14 protein-coding genes are annotated in these 17,133 nt (G+C 43.3%); 2 read left to right on the top strand and 12 right to left on the bottom strand.

The window, feature by feature from the left end; translation table 11 throughout:
* Nucleotides 1–127 precede the first annotated feature (127 nt).
* The 9 genes from udp to ltnD all read right to left on the bottom strand — a co-directional run bounded on the left by udp (nucleotide 128) and on the right by ltnD (nucleotide 10,183).
* On the bottom strand, nucleotides 128–883 hold the full coding sequence (gene udp / locus Xsze_RS08035; protein WP_038235529.1) for a uridine phosphorylase: 756 nt from the start codon (nucleotides 881–883) through the stop codon (nucleotides 128–130).
* 250 nt (nucleotides 884–1,133) lie between these two features.
* A complete protein-coding gene (locus Xsze_RS08030) occupies nucleotides 1,134–2,510 on the bottom strand; it encodes a GntP family permease (protein ID WP_038235531.1) in 1,377 nt (458 codons plus the stop codon).
* 490 nt (nucleotides 2,511–3,000) lie between these two features.
* Nucleotides 3,001–3,954, bottom strand: a complete 954-nt coding sequence (gene denD, locus Xsze_RS08025) for a D-erythronate dehydrogenase (RefSeq protein ID WP_038235533.1) — start codon at nucleotides 3,952–3,954, stop codon at nucleotides 3,001–3,003.
* A 129-nt stretch (nucleotides 3,955–4,083) separates the two neighbouring features.
* Entirely contained in the window at nucleotides 4,084–5,484 is a 1,401-nt protein-coding gene (locus tag Xsze_RS08020) for a GntP family permease (RefSeq protein WP_038235535.1), read from the bottom strand.
* Nucleotides 5,485–5,786: 302 nt separating this feature from the next.
* Complete coding sequence (locus Xsze_RS08015) at nucleotides 5,787–6,554, bottom strand: DeoR/GlpR family DNA-binding transcription regulator (RefSeq protein ID WP_038235537.1); 768 nt, start codon at nucleotides 6,552–6,554, stop codon at nucleotides 5,787–5,789.
* Between the two features lie 29 nt (nucleotides 6,555–6,583).
* Complete coding sequence (gene otnI, locus Xsze_RS08010) at nucleotides 6,584–7,360, bottom strand: 2-oxo-tetronate isomerase (RefSeq protein WP_038235539.1); 777 nt, start codon at nucleotides 7,358–7,360, stop codon at nucleotides 6,584–6,586.
* A gap of 12 nt (nucleotides 7,361–7,372) precedes the next feature.
* Nucleotides 7,373–8,011 carry a 3-oxo-tetronate 4-phosphate decarboxylase gene (gene otnC / locus Xsze_RS08005; RefSeq protein WP_038235542.1) on the bottom strand — a complete coding sequence of 213 codons (639 nt, stop codon included), beginning with the start codon at nucleotides 8,009–8,011 and terminating at the stop codon, nucleotides 7,373–7,375.
* Nucleotides 8,004–9,278 (bottom strand): 3-oxo-tetronate kinase, encoded by a 1,275-nt coding sequence (otnK, locus tag Xsze_RS08000; RefSeq protein ID WP_038235544.1) that lies wholly within the window; start codon nucleotides 9,276–9,278, stop codon nucleotides 8,004–8,006. The genes otnC and otnK overlap by 8 nt, the downstream gene beginning before the upstream one ends.
* Nucleotides 9,275–10,183: an L-threonate dehydrogenase gene (gene ltnD, locus Xsze_RS07995; protein ID WP_038235547.1), complete on the bottom strand. Its 909-nt coding sequence runs from the start codon at nucleotides 10,181–10,183 to the stop codon at nucleotides 9,275–9,277. Before ltnD ends, otnK begins: the two co-directional genes overlap by 4 nt.
* A gap of 394 nt (nucleotides 10,184–10,577) precedes the next feature.
* Between ltnD and Xsze_RS07990 the strand changes: the two genes are divergently transcribed.
* A complete protein-coding gene (locus tag Xsze_RS07990; protein ID WP_038235549.1) occupies nucleotides 10,578–10,970 on the top strand; it encodes a YidB family protein in 393 nt (130 codons plus the stop codon).
* A 175-nt stretch (nucleotides 10,971–11,145) separates the two neighbouring features.
* On the opposite strand, the gene metE is transcribed toward Xsze_RS07990, so the two are convergent.
* The gene (metE, locus tag Xsze_RS07985; RefSeq protein WP_038235647.1) at nucleotides 11,146–13,425 is read right to left on the bottom strand and encodes a 5-methyltetrahydropteroyltriglutamate--homocysteine S-methyltransferase; all 2,280 of its coding nucleotides are present in this window, start codon (nucleotides 13,423–13,425) and stop codon (nucleotides 11,146–11,148) included.
* A 108-nt stretch (nucleotides 13,426–13,533) separates the two neighbouring features.
* Between metE and metR the strand changes: the two genes are divergently transcribed.
* Nucleotides 13,534–14,490 (top strand): HTH-type transcriptional regulator MetR, encoded by a 957-nt coding sequence (gene metR, locus Xsze_RS07980; protein ID WP_038235552.1) that lies wholly within the window; start codon nucleotides 13,534–13,536, stop codon nucleotides 14,488–14,490.
* Here metR and Xsze_RS07975 read toward each other — a convergent pair.
* Nucleotides 14,375–15,271, bottom strand: coding sequence for a carboxylate/amino acid/amine transporter (locus Xsze_RS07975; RefSeq protein WP_071991751.1), 897 nt, complete (start codon nucleotides 15,269–15,271; stop codon nucleotides 14,375–14,377). The two genes, metR and Xsze_RS07975, sit on opposite strands and share 116 nt — an antisense overlap.
* Nucleotides 15,272–15,288: 17 nt before the next feature.
* Nucleotides 15,289–16,938, bottom strand: coding sequence for a Na+/H+ antiporter (locus tag Xsze_RS07970; protein WP_038235554.1), 1,650 nt, complete (start codon nucleotides 16,936–16,938; stop codon nucleotides 15,289–15,291).
* Nucleotides 16,939–17,133 lie beyond the last annotated feature (195 nt).

The following is a 17,133-nucleotide window of genomic DNA, read 5'->3' as shown; positions in this document are numbered from 1 at the left end:
ATAAATAATAGGGCCTGAACGTTCCGGCCCTGATATCTATTACATTTCAGGTTGCCACATTTCTGTATTGCAACATTTCTATGTTGTAACACTGCAACTTGAAATCAACTGGGATAGTGAAAAGGTATTACAGTAAACGGCGGGCAGCCTCAACAACGATCCCCAATGCACTGTTTTCTGTTTTCTTCAACAACTCAACATCGGGAATTTCCTGTTGTGTACGATTAACAATGACGCCTGCCACCATACCAGCACGTAATCCCTGGCTTGCACACATTGTCAGCAAGGTTGCTGATTCCATCTCGAAATTCATGACGCCCATTTCCTGCCACTCTTTCATGGAACCCTGGAAACGGCGAACAACACGGCCAGAATAGGTGTCGTAACGTTCCTGTCCCGGATAGAAGGTGTCTGAGGACGCAGTTATTCCAACATGGGTTTTAGAGCCAGATAGTTTCGCTGCTTCATACAATGCGTTGGTACACGCAAAATCAGCAACAGCTGGGAATTCCATCGGTGCAAAGTGCAAACTGGCCCCATCTAAACGCACTGCTGCCGTTGTCACCAAGATATCTCCCACATTAATATGTGGCTGGATAGCCCCGGTCGTACCGATGCGCAGGAAAGTACGTACCCCCAATTGAGCCAGCTCCTCTACCGCAATCGACGTCGAAGGCCCGCCAATGCCTGTAGAGCAGACAACAACCGGTTTTCCGTCAATTTCTGCACGCCACGTCGTAAATTCACGATGGGAAGCCAGATGCACTGGGTTATCCATCAATCGCGCTATTTTTGCAACACGGTTAGGATCGCCCGGCACAATTGCCAGAGTCGCGCCTTGTAGGTCGCTTTTGGTGATACCTAGGTGAAATACATCAGACATATCAGCTCCTCAGCGGATATAACACAAAATATGGATACCTAAATTTAGTGAATACTCTGACATTTTTTAGTGATTAAAATCATCTTTAATTAAGAAGAAAAAGAAATGCATACATATTTTTGTGAATTAAATCACAATTTAATAAGGAAACTATGTGGTGAGTATAATTCTGAAATGAAAGAAATAGTCGAAGGGCAATCACAAACTTTAAGAACAAAAAAGCGCCCTTTATTGGGCGCTATCATGCGATTTAAAGAACAAGATTAAGGATCAATACCCCGCATAACCCAATTCCCCATGCAATTGTCGTCGGAATTGACCAAACGATGATCTGTTGTCTCGTGTTTTTGATCCCCATCATTCGATTAACAACCCAAAAAAAGCAATCATTAAAATAACTAAAGAAAAGTGTTCCCATCACCGCGGCCTGAGCCGCTACCAGCATATTAATATCAGGCATTTGTTTGATAACCGGTGCGGAAATAGACGCTGCGGTGATCATTGCCACTGTACCAGAACCTTGAATAATACGTATCAATGTTGCGATGATAAACGGAATCAGAACGGGTGTTATCGGTAAGGTCGCAATATATTTTGCAACAATCATCCCTGTTGAGCTTTCTTTTAATACCGCCCCTAACGCTCCCCCTGCACCTGATACCAATAGAATAACGCCCACTGTTTTCAGGCCATTTTCCAAATGTTCAATCACCTCTTGCTTACTGACTTTTGGCATGAGCGTATAAACAGACAGTAATACACTAATTGCTAACGCAATAATGGGTGAGCCCAGAAAATTAAAAGCCTGAAAATAGAAATTATTCTTCATGCCGGAGAAATCCCCATCCTCCAGCAATATTCCATTGATAACATTAATAAAAATCAAAGAAATTGGTACAACAATAGGTAAAAGGGAAAGAAATAAACTCGGGAGCGGTTTATTCTCTTTTTCTTCCATATAACCCTGATGAATTTGCTGTAAATTTTCTGATTCTTCAATGAGTTGATATTCAGGGTATTTTTTTTCCAGCCATTTTGCATACACAGTGATGCCAATCACACATGGGACTGCCAATATCATACCGGCAATCATCATTGAACCAATATTGACACCGAATATCCCTGCCACACTGAGTGGCCCCGGTGTTGGCGGGACAATATGGTGAGTGACCACTAATCCACCAGCAAGCGATACCCCCAGCGTCAATATATTACGCTTGCCTTTCTTGGCGAGTGCCTTTACCAGCGGGTAAAGAACGATGAACGCTGAATTGACGAATATGGGAATACTGACAATGTAGCCAGTAATCGCAAGCGCCCATTCTTCACGCCTCTTTCCCAACCATTTAATTAGGCTATAAGCGATCCGTTCAGTTGCGCCGGACACTTCCAAGATCCGCCCCATCATACTCCCCAACCCAATGACTAAGCCGATGTTGCCTAAAGTCGTGCCAAATCCCGTCGCAATAACTTCAACGACATGGCTCATCGTTAACCCACCGGAAACGCCGGCAATAACCGCTGCAAACAACATAGCGAGCAATACATGAATACGCGTGCGCAAGACCAGAAAAACCAGCGTAAATACCGCCACTCCCAATCCAATAATTGGAATATAAAACTCCATCAATAAAACCTCTTTTCAATCTCTATTATTGGCGATAAATGCACAAATGCCGTTGATGAAAGGATAACTGTTGGTTAAAAAGCAAATCAATATATTATTTGAGCCATTTGCAATAGGCGCTATTTTATAAATATTTTTTCTTTATTCATTCTCGCAGTAGTTTTATCTATCGCGGTGAAGAGGGGGAGAAAAGTACATGGAAATGGTTTTAAACAAGTCGAATAATTGAGGTAATCGTCAGGATTGCAAGAAAAAATATTTGAAAGTGATTTGGCAATAACAGCATTAATATGAATAACTGTCATATAGCATATTGATTATCATGATTTACATACTATCCCAATTTACATGCTATCCCAACAGAGTTCAGGATACAGAAGGCAATTGTATAAATCCTTGATGTCATCATCCGGCTATATGACGGGAATGGCTGAGGTGATTAAGCATAGGCTGAACATAAACAGCAATGCTGAAAAATACTCACTCTATCTCAAAATTTATCATTAAACATAAAGTTACGAATAATATCACTGAACGTACTATCCACACTGAATCCCAATGCAAGGCTGTGCCGGATATCAAAATTCCCGGGCCAGCTTGATACTATCCGGTTAATATTTTCATCAGGTTCAAAATGAATAAGATCCATCACCTCTTGGCCTGCAACTTCCTTTAAGGCATTAAGCATTTCCTGCACCGTCACACTAATGCCGGGTAAATTAACAATGCGCGAAAAAACAAACTGTTCACCCGATATCTGCATTGCATGGATAAGATTACGAATAACGGTTTCTGGACTAGATAACCACAATAAGAGATCACGAGAAACGGGACAAACACTTTTTTCTCCATGCAATGGTTCACGGATCATTCCGCTGACAAACGAAGAAGCCGCTTTATTAGGTTTACCCGGCCGCACACTGATAGTAGGCAGGCGAAGAATGCGCCCATCAACGTATCCTTTACGGGAATAATCATTAATCATCAGCTCACACATTGCCTTTTGTGTGCCGTATGAAGATTGAGGATGAGTTGCGCAGTGTTCTGTGACTATTTCAGGTAACTCTCCCCCAAATACTGCGAGTGAACTCGTAAAAATAAACTTTAATGACGGATTTTGAGCACGGGCAGCTTCCAATAAACGACGAGTCACATCAAAATTAGCACTCATGCCTGAATCGAAATCTTGTTCAGCATGGCTACTGACAATCGCCGCCAAATGAAACAAAACATCACTTTCTGTATCGATCAATTTCTCTGCTGCACCCGGCTGCGTTAAATCCAACGCCAGACATTGCACTCGTGGGTCATTAATAGCCGGAGTCGGGCATTGAATATCAGTCAATACGAGCCGTTCAAAATTAATGCCATAATCGTTTTCAAGCAGAGCCAACGCTAATTGGCTGCCGATAAAGCCCGCACCACCCGTAATAATTATTTTCATGCTTGATTCTCTCTTAATAACCTTTGAATATCAGTCATTCATATCGAAGGCGTTATCAACTAAATTGGCAACCTGTAAAGCGGAAACCCACTTTACAGGATATTGGTATCTACAGGATGAGAATTAGATTCACATAACAAGGTTGAGCAGTAATACACAACACAGCCCGATTCCCCATGCAATTGTGGTAGGTATCGACCAAACGATCATTTGCTGCTTCGCATCTTTAATACCCATCATTCTATTGACTATCCAGAATAAACTGTCATTGAAATAGCCGAAAAACAGGGAGCCCATTGTTGCAGCCTGAGCAGCCAATAACATATTGACCCCCGGTATCTGAGCAAGGATAGGGGCTGAAATAGATGCCGCAGAAATCATTGCCACAGTGCCGGAACCTTGAATTAAGCGAATTAATGTCGCAATAATAAACGGTATCAGGATCGGGGTAATGGGCAGGCTGGCAACATATTCTGCCAACAGTGTTCCTGTCCCGCTTTCACGTAATACAGCCCCCAATGCGCCGCCAAGCCCGGTTACCAACAAAATGATCCCCGCTGTCTGTAATCCGGATTCCAGATGCTCTGTCGTTTCATGCTTGCTGGTTTTTGGCATTAAGAGATAAACAGCTAACAATACGCTGATTGCTAACGCAATAACAGGTGAGCCTAAGAAATTAAAGGCCTGGAAATATAAATGCTCTTCCTGTCCTGTAAAATTATCCATTTTCAATAATAAGCTATTGATGGATTTTATTAATATCAGGACGATAGGCACTATAATAGGTAAAATTGAAAAAAATAGATTTGGCAAAGGCTTATTGGATTTTTCTTCCATATAATCCTGATAAACCTGTTTCAGATTTTTATTTTCTTGAGCCGTCTCAGTTTCATCGCTATCAGTCAATTGATATTCAGGGTATTTAGTTGCCAGCCACTTGGCATACAAAGTTATGCCGATGACGCATGGAATAGCCAACACTATACTCACCAACATCATTGCACCAACATCTACATCAAAAATACCGGCCACACCGAGTGGGCCCGGAGTAGGAGGAACAATATGGTGAGTGACAACCAATCCTCCGGCTAATGCAACGGCTAGCGTTAATAGATTTCGTTTTCCTTTTTTTGCCAATGCCTTAGCCAGCGGATAAAGGATCACAAAAGCAGAATCAACAAAAATAGGAATACTTACAATATAACCCGTAATGGCTAATGCCCACTCTTCACGCTTTTTACCCAGCCATTTAATAAAGCTGTAAGCAATTTGTTCAGATGCCCCTGAAACTTCGAGTACCCGCCCCATCATAATGCCTAATCCAATGACAATACCAATACTGCCCAATGTATCGCCAAAACCCTTGGTGATCACTGAAACGGTATTTGTAAGCGTCAATCCTCCCGTAACACCTGCTATTATTGCGGCAATCAACATAGCAAGCAATACATGAATACGGGTACGTAAGACCAAAAAAAGTAGGGTGAATACAGCCACCCCCAAACCAATCATTGGGATATAAAAGCTCATTATTACACTCTGTTTTAATATGTATTATTACCGATAAACTCAAAAATCATGTTTTTGAAAAATGGATGATTTCGCAAAAACGCTGCCTTTGAATGGGAGGGTTATTTATATGAAAGGGAGAATACTACATATTATTAAATATCAATTAATCAAAATTTATTTCATCGTTACTTTTGATAATAAGATACAGACACACGTTAATTCAAAATATCTCTCTATCAGTCATGGTGAATTTCACTGTACGTTGATTTTTCATAACTGATTAGAGGATATTTTGTATATAATCTTTTCTTAATTTGCAGTTACATGTTAACAATGTGTAACTTGAGACTTAATTCTTGTAATTGTTGTTGTGCTGATATTGGCAGCTGTCCATCACAAATAATGTCATTGAGACTTGAGAGCGGGCAAACACGAAACATGCCATATTTCCCATATTTGCTGCTATCGGAAATAAGAATTTTCCGGCGGGCAATTTCTAACAATGTTTGTTTCACTAACACCTTATCTTCATAAGGCGTGGAAATACCATGCTTAAGATCCCATGAGCTGGTACTGATAAATGCAATATCAACATTTAAAGTACGCAATACCATGGCCGCACTATTTCCCACACAGGAATAGTTACGCTTATCGACTTGCCCCCCGGTATGGAATAAATTCAATTGTGGCTTATCCATTAAATACTGGGCAATCGAAAAATCATTCGTAACAATCGTTAAATTAAAACGCTCTGCCAGTACTTGAGCAATTTCAAATGTCGTCGTTCCTGCATCCAAATAGACGACTTGACCATCCTCCACCAGCGAAGCTGCATATTTACCAATCGCTTTTTTATGACGGTGATGAATATGTGCTTTCTCGTTCCATGGTAATTCTTGCCGTAAAGCATCGTTTAATTGAACGCCTCCTGCAATACACATCACTTTTCCTTCTTCTTCCAGAACGCGAATATCTCTCCTCACGGTCATATGTGAGACACAAAGAGATTCCACTAATGTGCTAATGGAAACCGTTTGATGTTCATGTAAGTAACGATAAATAAAATCTCTACGCTCTGGAGGACTCATTACCTTTCCTGTATATTACCGCCCTATTATTATTGGACTTTTGATAACCACCCAAGCCCTTCTTCCGTATACCCTGCCGGATGGTACTCACAACCAATCCAACCTTGATATCCCATTTCATCCAGCTTTTTAAATAACCAAAAATAATTGACTTCACCGCAATCAGGTTCATGACGTTCCGGTACTGAAGCAATCTGAATATGTCTGAATTTTCCCCACAACCGTTCTATGGTCTTCAATAAATCGCCTTCCATAATCTGGCAATGGTAAAGATCCAATTGGATAAAAACATTTTTGCGGTCAATCACCTTTAACAAGGCTTCTGCCTGAACTTGTGTCGTCAAAAAGTAGTCAGGCATGTCCCTGTTATTAATGGGTTCGATTAACACATCAATACCATGTTCAACCATTACATCCGCAGCATACTGAAGATTTGTAATATAACACTGACGTTGCTGCTCAAGTGTGAGTGATTCGTCACGTTTTCCTGCCATGACGTGAACTTGTTTGCAACCCAATGCCAGAGCATATTCCAGAGCTTGATGCACGCCATCAGAAAATTCTTTTTCTCTTCCCGGCAAACTGGCCATTCCTCTGTCACCGGCTTTCCAATCTCCAGCAGGCATATTGAATAACACTTGTGTCAATTGATGTTGCTTCAACAATGCAACGAGGTTTTCGGTTGATTCTTCATAAGGAAATAAATATTCAACACCTTTAAAACCCGCATTTGCTGCTCGGGCAAAGCGCTCATTGAAAGGAACGTCGTTAAACATCATACTCAAATTTGCTGCGAACTTAGCCATGTTCAGTCCTTATCACATTCTGGGATAACGTTTCTCTAATTCCTGTACCTGTACTTCATTCAGTGTGGTGAAACCATGGGGTAGCAATATCAGATAAAGCCGTGCCGTATCTTCCAGCTCTTCTGCATTAAAAAAAGCTTGTCGCAAGGTTTCTCCTCCAACAACCGGCCCGTGGTTTGCAAGCAAAATAGAATTGTGTTTTTTCGCCAATTTATCAATTTCCTGGCTAATCCTATCATCTCCCGGAGGAAAATATTCAACTACCGGTAACCGGCCTATTTTCATCACATAATAGGGTGTAAGCGGAGGCAAACAATTCTCACGGTCTAAATTAGGCATACAGGAAAGCGCCGTCAACCACGGCGAGTGTAAATGCACAATTGCATGACATGTCGGTCGGTTACGATACATTGCCAAGTGCATTGCCACTTCTTTTGTGGGTTTGTCACCCGATACCCAATTTCCTTTGGCATCCAATTTACTCAAGCTATCGGCCTCTAAATCACCAAAGCTCGAATTTGTTGGTGTGATAATGAATGATCCGTCTTCTAACCTGGCACTGATATTTCCCGCACCACCACTGCTATAGCCACGCTCAAACATTGAATACGCACGATCAACCAGCTCCGCACGCACGGCTCCCTCATTCATGAAACACCTCCAATGCATGCTGAAAAAAATTGACTTCACCAAAATTACCTGACTTCAATGCCAACCAACAATCAGTGTGCAAATCATGTACCCATGGCACTCCGGGTACAATGGGTGCACCTATGCTGAACTGATTGATGGCCAGACTCTGCACAACCTGAGCAGAAGTCTCTCCCCCCGCAACGATAAAAGTATTAATTCCTTGCTGCCTCAGTTTTCCTGTTACTTCTGCAAAAACCCGTTCAATTGCATGGCGCGACAATGTCGTTCCATATTGTTCCTGTACCAAACTCAACGTTTCAGGGGGTTGTGTGGAATATAATATTGGAGGAAGGCGCTTTTCCGATTGTTGTATAACCCAATCTGCCAATTGTGCGGCGTATTCAGCATTGCTGACGCATTCTCCTACATCCAGTTCCATGGCCGGTGCAATCTTTTTATACTCAGCCACTTGTTTATTTGTCATCACTGAACAACTACCTGAAAGAATAACAGTTCTTCTTCCTTTGGCTGGCGGGGTTTCACCCATTGCAGGAGTTGCTAAAGCCTGATCAGAATGATACTGGGCAATCGCACCTCCCAAACCAGAACCCCCCGTAACCAAAAGCATATTCGATGATGCCTGAGCAATCGGCAACAAGTCCTCCGTCATCATGGCATCAACAACTGCATAACGGATGCCATCATGACGTAATAACTCCAAATGACGGGAAATCGCCTGTTTCCCCTGACGCACACAATCAAGGTTAATTAACCCTGATTTTCCTTTTGACTGCTGATCTATCAAGCGTAACAAATTGGCATCTTTCATTGGATTGACAGGGTGATATTGCATACCACTTTCGTTCAATAATTGCCCGTTAACAAATAAGTGTCCATGTATGACAGTTCGCCCATTGACAGGAAGAGCGGGACAAATCAAACTCATATCAACTTTGAGTTCATCCATCAAAGCATCGATAACAGGGCCAATATTTCCTTCTGGTGTGGAATCAAAAGTAGAGCAGTATTTAAAAAATAGTTGTTGGCAAGCTGCTTTTTGCTGTAACCATCGGCAAGAGACAAGTGACTGGAAAATCGATTCAGCAGGAGGACAAGAACGTATTTTCAGGCTGATTACAATAGCATCAGCATCGTGCGGGATGAAGGTATTTTCGTCGGGCACTCCCAGTAACTGAACAACCCGCCAACCATTCTGTACCATGAAGCCAGCAATATCTGTTGCACCGGTAAAATCATCAGCAATCACGCCTAACTTGATTGTCATTCATTCTCCTTCGGCAAAGTTATTCCCTTAAATGTTTTAATCACCGCACTATCGTCCCACTGACCCATACCTTCATTGCTTGCCGCTAAAAACATCTGATGTGCCGTTGCCGCCAACGGCAACGGAAACTTCATCGTTCTGCCTGCATCAAGCACAATCCCCAAATCTTTGACAAAAATATCTACCGAAGATTTGGGTGCGTAATCACCCGCCAAAATATGGGGAACACGATTTTCAAACATCCATGAGTTCCCGGCAGCATGGGTGACGATGTCATACATTAAATCCAGCGGAATATTAGACTTAGCGGCCAATGCCATGCTTTCTGCCGCTACCGCAATATGTACCCCTGCCAGCAGCTGATGGATCATTTTAACCGTTGATCCCTGACCAATTTCACTACCGATGTAGTAAAGGCGTTCAGAAATAACATCAAAAACCGGTTTGAGATGCTCAAATAATTCAGAAGAACCAGAGGCCATAATGGTTAATTTTCCCTGTTCTGCTTTTAATGGTCCCCCTGAAATTGGCGCATCAATCATTTGAATTTCATATTCTTTCAAGCGACGGGCAAAACCCTTCGCTTGTTCAACAGAAACAGTACTGTGCAGAATAACCACTGTATTTTTCTTTATTTTTTTTACGAGTGGTTTTTCTCCGCCAAATAAAATATCGTTAACTTGTGTACCATCAACGACAACTAATAAAATAGCGTCTAATTCCTGACACCACTGTTCCGCACTACCCGCGACAACTATTGCACCTTCCTGTTTCAACTGCTCACGAGCTTGAGTATTTATATCAAAACCATATGTCGCAATATTTGCTTTTATTAAAGACCGAGCGATTCCCATACCCATCGCTCCCAATCCTATAACCCCTATTTTTTGTATTGAATTATTCATGAGGTTCCCTGGTGTTGTGTGACTATTTGTTACCTTGTTAATCTTCACATAGATAATTTCACAAAAAAATGATGAATATCACATTCATAATTTATATTTCACAATGAGATATACATATAACTTATTGATTATTTATATATTTTAATAACCAACTGACAAGAATGAGTTTCACACACTTGTGTGATAAGGGTGTCATTAACACAAAAGTAAGCAATTAGCACAAAATACCCCCTCATTAAAAATAAGGTGCATTTGAAATATTGTGCTACTGTAATAATTAAATATGTCATTTATCTTGATATTGAAACATTTCTACGACTTTATTCCTGAAAGCAACCTAAATACGTGTTTTATCAGTTCAACCAGATAAAATTTCAACGAAGGGGGAGTTACGATGGGTTTTTTTGAGCAAATTGCGAATATGTTGACAGGTGGAAAAAATCAGCAATTACAGCATATGGTGGATTGGCTTGAAGGTCAGGGAGGAATGAGTGGATTAGTTGAAAAGTTTTCCCAACAAGGGCTGGATGGTACGATCCGTTCCTGGATTGGCTCAGGTGAAAATTTACCTATTCATCCAGATCAATTGTCTTCTATTTTTGGCTCTGACACGATACAACAATTGGCAGAAAAAATTGGAATCGATCCCAATGAAGCTTCATCTTTGCTTTCTAAGCACTTGCCGAATTTGATTGATAAGGTCACACCAAACGGCGAAGTTCCGGAAAATATGGATTTAAAATCCGCTGGCATGAATCTGTTGAAAGATAAGCTATTCAACAAATAATCTTTTTTGCCCGCAACAGAGAAAAAATGTGGCGGGCCATTCATTTTATTAATTCTTTCTCAGAATCACAGCCCATCCCCCAAGGGACGATATTTTCCACTTCACCAACTTAAATCTGGGCTTATTCCCGATATCCTCGCCTACAATGGGGCGAGGACACTATAAGGAGCGATTGTTAATTATTCACTGAAGAACGTAATCGTTTTGCTGCTTCGACCATGTTCGCCAAAGATTGACGGGTTTCTGCCCAACCGCGCGTTTTCAGACCGCAATCCGGGTTTACCCACAAACGTTCTACAGGGATACGATCAGCGGCTTTGCGCAACAATGCTTCAATCCATTCAACACTGGGTACATTAGGTGAATGAATATCATATACCCCCGGCCCGATTTCGTTCGGATATGAGAAGTTTTCAAATGAATCCAATAATTCCATATCTGAGCGAGAAGTTTCTATCGTAATCACATCCGCATCCAGCGCAGCAATGGAAGGCATGATGTCATTGAACTCGCAATAACACATATGGGTGTGGATCTGAGTATCATCCTGCGCAATGGCAGCGCTCAGTTTGAAAGCATCTACCGCCCATTCCAGATAATCCTGCCACTCTTCCCTGCGCAGCGGTAACCCTTCGCGCAGGGCCGGTTCATCAATCTGAATGATGCCAATACCCGCTTTTTGCAAATCATCCACTTCATCACGCAGGGCCAGTGCAATTTGTTTGGTGATAATTTCACGGCTGATATCTTCCCTTGGGAATGACCAGCAGAGGATGGTCACAGGGCCTGTTAACATGCCTTTGACCGGTTTATCTGTCAGGGACTGCGCATAGATTGCCCAATCTACAGTAATCGCTTCCGGACGGCTGATATCACCGATAATCACGGGCGGTTTTACGCAACGTGAACCATAACTTTGCACCCAACCATTTTGTGTGAAGACATAACCATCAAAATGCTCACCAAAATATTCCACCATGTCATTGCGTTCAGCTTCACCGTGAACCAACACATCCAGTTCCAGACGCTCCTGTTCCCGGATAGCCTGTTTGATATGCTCACTGATATTGGTCCGATAATTCTGGGCATCTACCCGGCCTTTTTTGAAATCGAGACGCAAGCCACGAATTTCTGTTGTTTGCGGGAATGAACCAATGGTTGTTGTCGGCCACAGAGGTAAGTTATAGCGTTGGCGCTGAAGCTTGGCCCGCTCAGAATATATCTGATTACGCTCACTGTCCTGTGGCTTGATGGCGGCAATGCGTTCCGCAACCGCAGCATTATTGACTCTTGTTGAGTGACGGCGGGCACGGATCGGTGCACTATAAGCATCCAATTCCGCTTGCTTACTGCCTTCCGGGCTGTTCAATGCCTGCGATAACAAAGAAAGCTCTGAACATTTTTGCAATGCGAACGCAAACCAGCTCTTCACCTCATCATCCAGCCCTGTCTCATCATTGAGATCTATTGGGCTGTGTAGCAACGAACAAGATGTCCCGACCCAGATATTCCTTTTCCCTATCAATGGTGCGATAAGCTGATATTTTTCACTCAAATCCGCACGCCAGACGTTACGCCCATTAATCACACCCAGTGACAGCAACCAGTTTTCCGGCAGGGAATCCACCAAACTCTCAAGTGGATCATGTCCGGCTACCAAGTCAACATGCAACCCCTGAACAGGCAGAGAGTTGATAGTCTCCAGATTATGGCCAATACTGTCAAAATAAGTCGTGAGCAACAACTTCACCTGCCCTTCGAGCGCCTGATAGGCCGTTGAAAACGCAGCCAGCCACTCTTCAGGTAACTCCAGCACCAATGCAGGCTCATCAATCTGCACCCATTCAATGCCACGTTTCGCCAGCTCTGCCAATACTTTCTGATATACTGGCAAAATGTCCTTCAATAAGGATAAACGCTCAAAGGCCTTACCCTTAACCTTCCCGAGCCACAAATAAGTCACCGGTCCCAAAAGTACAGGTTTTATTTTATGCCCCAGAGCCAAAGCTTCATCCACTTCATCCAGAAGTTGAGTCCAGCCAATGTGGAACTCTTGACCTTCCTGAAATTCCGGCACGATATAGTGGTAGTTTGTGTTGAACCATTTGGTCATTTCCGACGCGGCCGCCGGTGTGCCTGTTGGTGCCCGGCCACGGGCAATGCGGAACAAAGTATCTAAATCAATACTGCCATCTTCATTTTGATGGCGTGGCGGAACATTGCTCAATAACAAACTGGTGGTCAGGACCTGGTCATACCATGCAAAATCCCCAACAGGAACTAAATCAACACCCGCTTCTTTTTGTTGTTGCCAGTGACGGGCACGTAATTCACGACCAATCTCCAGCAATTCTTGTTGAGAAATTTTACCTGCCCAATAATTTTCTTGCGCTTTTTTTAGCTCTCTTTTCAAGCCGATACGTGGAAAACCTAATGTATGATTCAAAACCGTCATGTCGTCACCCATAAAATTTTAGCCGTCTAGATGTTTACACTTCTATAATCAACAGGTAGTGTATAAACCACAAGCGCAAATTATTCATTATCAACTTGAAGGTTTTTCATGATCGAGATAAAACACTTAAAAACGATACAAGCTCTGAATCATTGCGGATCATTAGCTGCTACAGCAAATTATCTGCATCAGACCCAATCCGCTCTCTCTCATCAATTCAGTGAGTTAGAACATCGATTAGGATTCAAGCTGTTCATTCGTAAAAGCCATCCTCTTCAATTAACCCCTCAAGGTGAAGTGTTATTGAGGCTTGCGGAACAAGTATTACCTTTAGTTACCGCTTCCCTGCGTGAATGCCATGAGCCAGAAGAGACAAACCTACGCATTGCCATTGAATGTCATAGTTGTATTCAATGGCTGACACCTGCCCTGAAGCGTTTTCGTGAATGCTGGCCACAAGTTAATGTCGATTTTAAATCCGGTGTCGCATTCGATCCCCAACCCGCCCTGCAACAGCGGGAGCTGGATATTGTCCTGACATCAGACATCATTGCGGATAGCAACCTGCATTACACACCTTTGTTTGATTATGAAGTGAAGCTGGTGGTTGCACCAGATCATCCCCTGGCCAATAAACGCGATATTACCCCACAGGATCTTGCTGCTGAAACTGTGCTGATTTATCCCGTTCAGCGGCAACGGTTTGATATCTGGCGTCGTTTTCTCCAACCTGCCGGTGTGACGCCGATATTAAAATCCGTTGATAACACTCTGTTGTTGATCCAAATGGTGGCAGCTCGTCTGGGCATTGCAGCCTTACCACATTGGGCGGTAGAAACATTCGAAAGGCAAGGATTGGTTGTTACCCAAACATTGGGAGAAGGGTTATGGAGCAGACTGTACGCTGCCAGCCGTGAAGGTGAACAACGCCAACCTGCCATTGAGACGTTTATTCGTGCTGCCCGCCAGCACGCGGTGGACAATTTGCCGTTTGTGAAGCGGGTTTCAGTATCCAGCGCTGATGCACCCAAAGCGATGCAACAATCAGACTGCCTCCAATGCTAAAACTCAGCCAATCAGGATGCTGCTTCCAAATCGCAAAATTGACCAACAATCCCGCCGGAACCAACATATTATTCATAATAGCCAGTGTTCCGGCGTCGACTTGGGTCGCCCCATAGTTCCACATAAAGTAGCCGATACCAGATGCACCAATGCCCAACCAGATCAGAACATACCATTGTAACTGCATCGTCGGTAATTTTTGCGGATCACCAAACAGCAACCACCCCACAGCCGCAATCGCGCAAGCCCCCAAGTAAAACCACGACATGGCAACTCGCTGTGGGATCGGGTGAACTTCCATCAAACGCTTATAACCAACCTGGCCAATGGCAAAGAAAATATTCGCCAACTGCACCAAGATCAGGCCAATCCAGAAAGATTCACTCAACCGGTCATACCGAATAATCGCTGCACCGACCACAGCCAGCAACGAACTCAGGGCGTAGCCCCAACGCAGCCGGTTACGCCCAATCAAATCATAAATCAATGTGACATAGAGCGGCGTCATAATGGTAAACAGCAAAAATTCTGCCACAGTCAGGTAATGATAAGAATGAAACACAAACAGATACATGACGCCAAGCTGACAAGCACCGACAGTCATATATAATGCGATGACTTTCAATGATAATCCCCGCCAACGCAAGAAGGGCAAGAATACCATTGCAGCCAGAGCAACCCTGACAAGTACAGCAAACCAACTATCTACCCCAGAAAGATAAACGCCGATCAGGCTAAATGAAGCAGCCCACAAACAAGTTGTAATTGTTAATAGCCACATGATTTATTAATTTTTACCTATTGATCTTTCCCCACTAACAGCGCTTCCAGCAAATCAAGATCATGCAGCAACGTTTGTAGGGTTTCATTACTAATTTTACGGGTTGCGCGCAGGTGATAAAGCTCACCACGTTCCGCCCTCAATGCCGTTAAACGGAATCGCCGTTCCAGCTCTTCAACCATCAGGTTATGCTCAGCTTCATCCGTATTGGTCGTACGCCGCCGTAAATGCCCCGTCACCCGGGAGGCAACTTCGCTGATCACTTCGGCATCCAGTTTTTCTTCAGTGCTGGCAGACAAGCGTTCTTCCATTTTATTCATACTGACAATGGCAACTTCAGCCATTGCAGATCTTGCCATTCTGATTTCATTCAGATTTTCCAGCTTATCCCCTACTTTCATGCCGCGCAGCAGCAAAGGCAGGGCGATAACCCCGACGAACAGCGAAACCAGAATAACCCCCGCAGAAATGAAGACCAACTGATAACGGGCCGGGAATTCCTCACCACTTGGCAAAAACAGAGGAATAGACAGCGCACCGGCCAACGTAATTGCCCCACGGACACCGGCAAATGAAGCCAGCCACAATTCACGCGTCGTGTAAGAGCCAAATTCCAGCGGTTTCTTTTTCATGAAGATTTTGCTGATATTTTTCATCAGCCACAACCAGCAGAATCGCAGCAATAACAGCGCACCATAAATGACAGCAACGGCTGAGAACAGCTTCCAAGTTTCAACATTCGGGTCAAGATCCGCCTGAGCGACAGACGTTTCCCAAATCCCCGGCAACTGCAACCCTAACATGACGAAAACCAGGCCATTGAAGACAAAAGCCAGCATGCCCCATACACTATCGGCACGTAAACGCATATCCAATGGTGCATTGCGGATCACGCCCGCTTTACTGATTGTCATGCCCGCGGCAACCGAAGCCAGAATACCTGAAACACCGATATGCTCAGCAATCATGTAAGAAGCAAATGGCAGTAACATCATGAACATGATTTGCGTTGCTGGATCATCGCCACTCCAGCGGCTCATCAGTCGCAGTGATTTACTGTACAGCAATGTGACGGCGATACCGGCAAGCAACCCACCGACCGCAACTTTGAAAAATTCCCACGTTGCCCCCGTGACCGTAAAGATCATCGTTCCCATCACAATGGCAACAGCAAATTTAAGTGCCACCAGACCAGAAGCATCATTCATCAATGCTTCTCCTTCCAGTACACTCATCATGTTCTTAGGGATGCGCCCTTTTCCAACAATCCCAGACAAAGCCACTGCATCGGTTGGTGATAACACGGCGGCCAGTGCAAAAGCAGGAATAAGATCGATACCCGGCATCAGCGTATAAATTAAATAACCAATGCCGATAACTGTCACCAATACCAGTACTAAAACTAAAATAAAAATTTCACGCCCATGCTGAAAAAATTCTCTGGTTGGTGTTTTCCAACCATCGACAAACAACAAAGGAGGGATAAGTAAGACGAGGAATAATTCAGGATCGAAAGTAACGTGTAAACCAAAATGAGGCCAGGCCAACAGTGCCCCCAATGCTATTTGCACGATAGGCAAGGGGGCACGGAACGGAATCATTTTAGTAAGAACACCAGAAACTGACACCACCAAAATCAAGATCAAGATAGTAAAGAAGATTTCCATGTTACCCTTACAAATTGCCAAAAATCCGTCGGTGAGAAGATTGTGACGGTTTTTTGCCTTTAATAACAGCGCCAATAACCATAAATATTGCAGTTATTCAAGAAAATCAAAAAACAATCACATTATGAATCAATGACCCTCGAGTCATTTGTTTATTTTATACTTATCGGCGGGGTTGTGTTGAAAAATTAGCAT

Source organism: Xenorhabdus szentirmaii DSM 16338 (genome assembly GCF_002632585.1).
Lineage (GTDB): Bacteria > Pseudomonadota > Gammaproteobacteria > Enterobacterales > Enterobacteriaceae > Xenorhabdus > Xenorhabdus szentirmaii.
The sequence above is the reverse complement of the archived record's forward strand: the minus strand, read 5'-3'. Positions and strand labels throughout refer to the sequence as shown.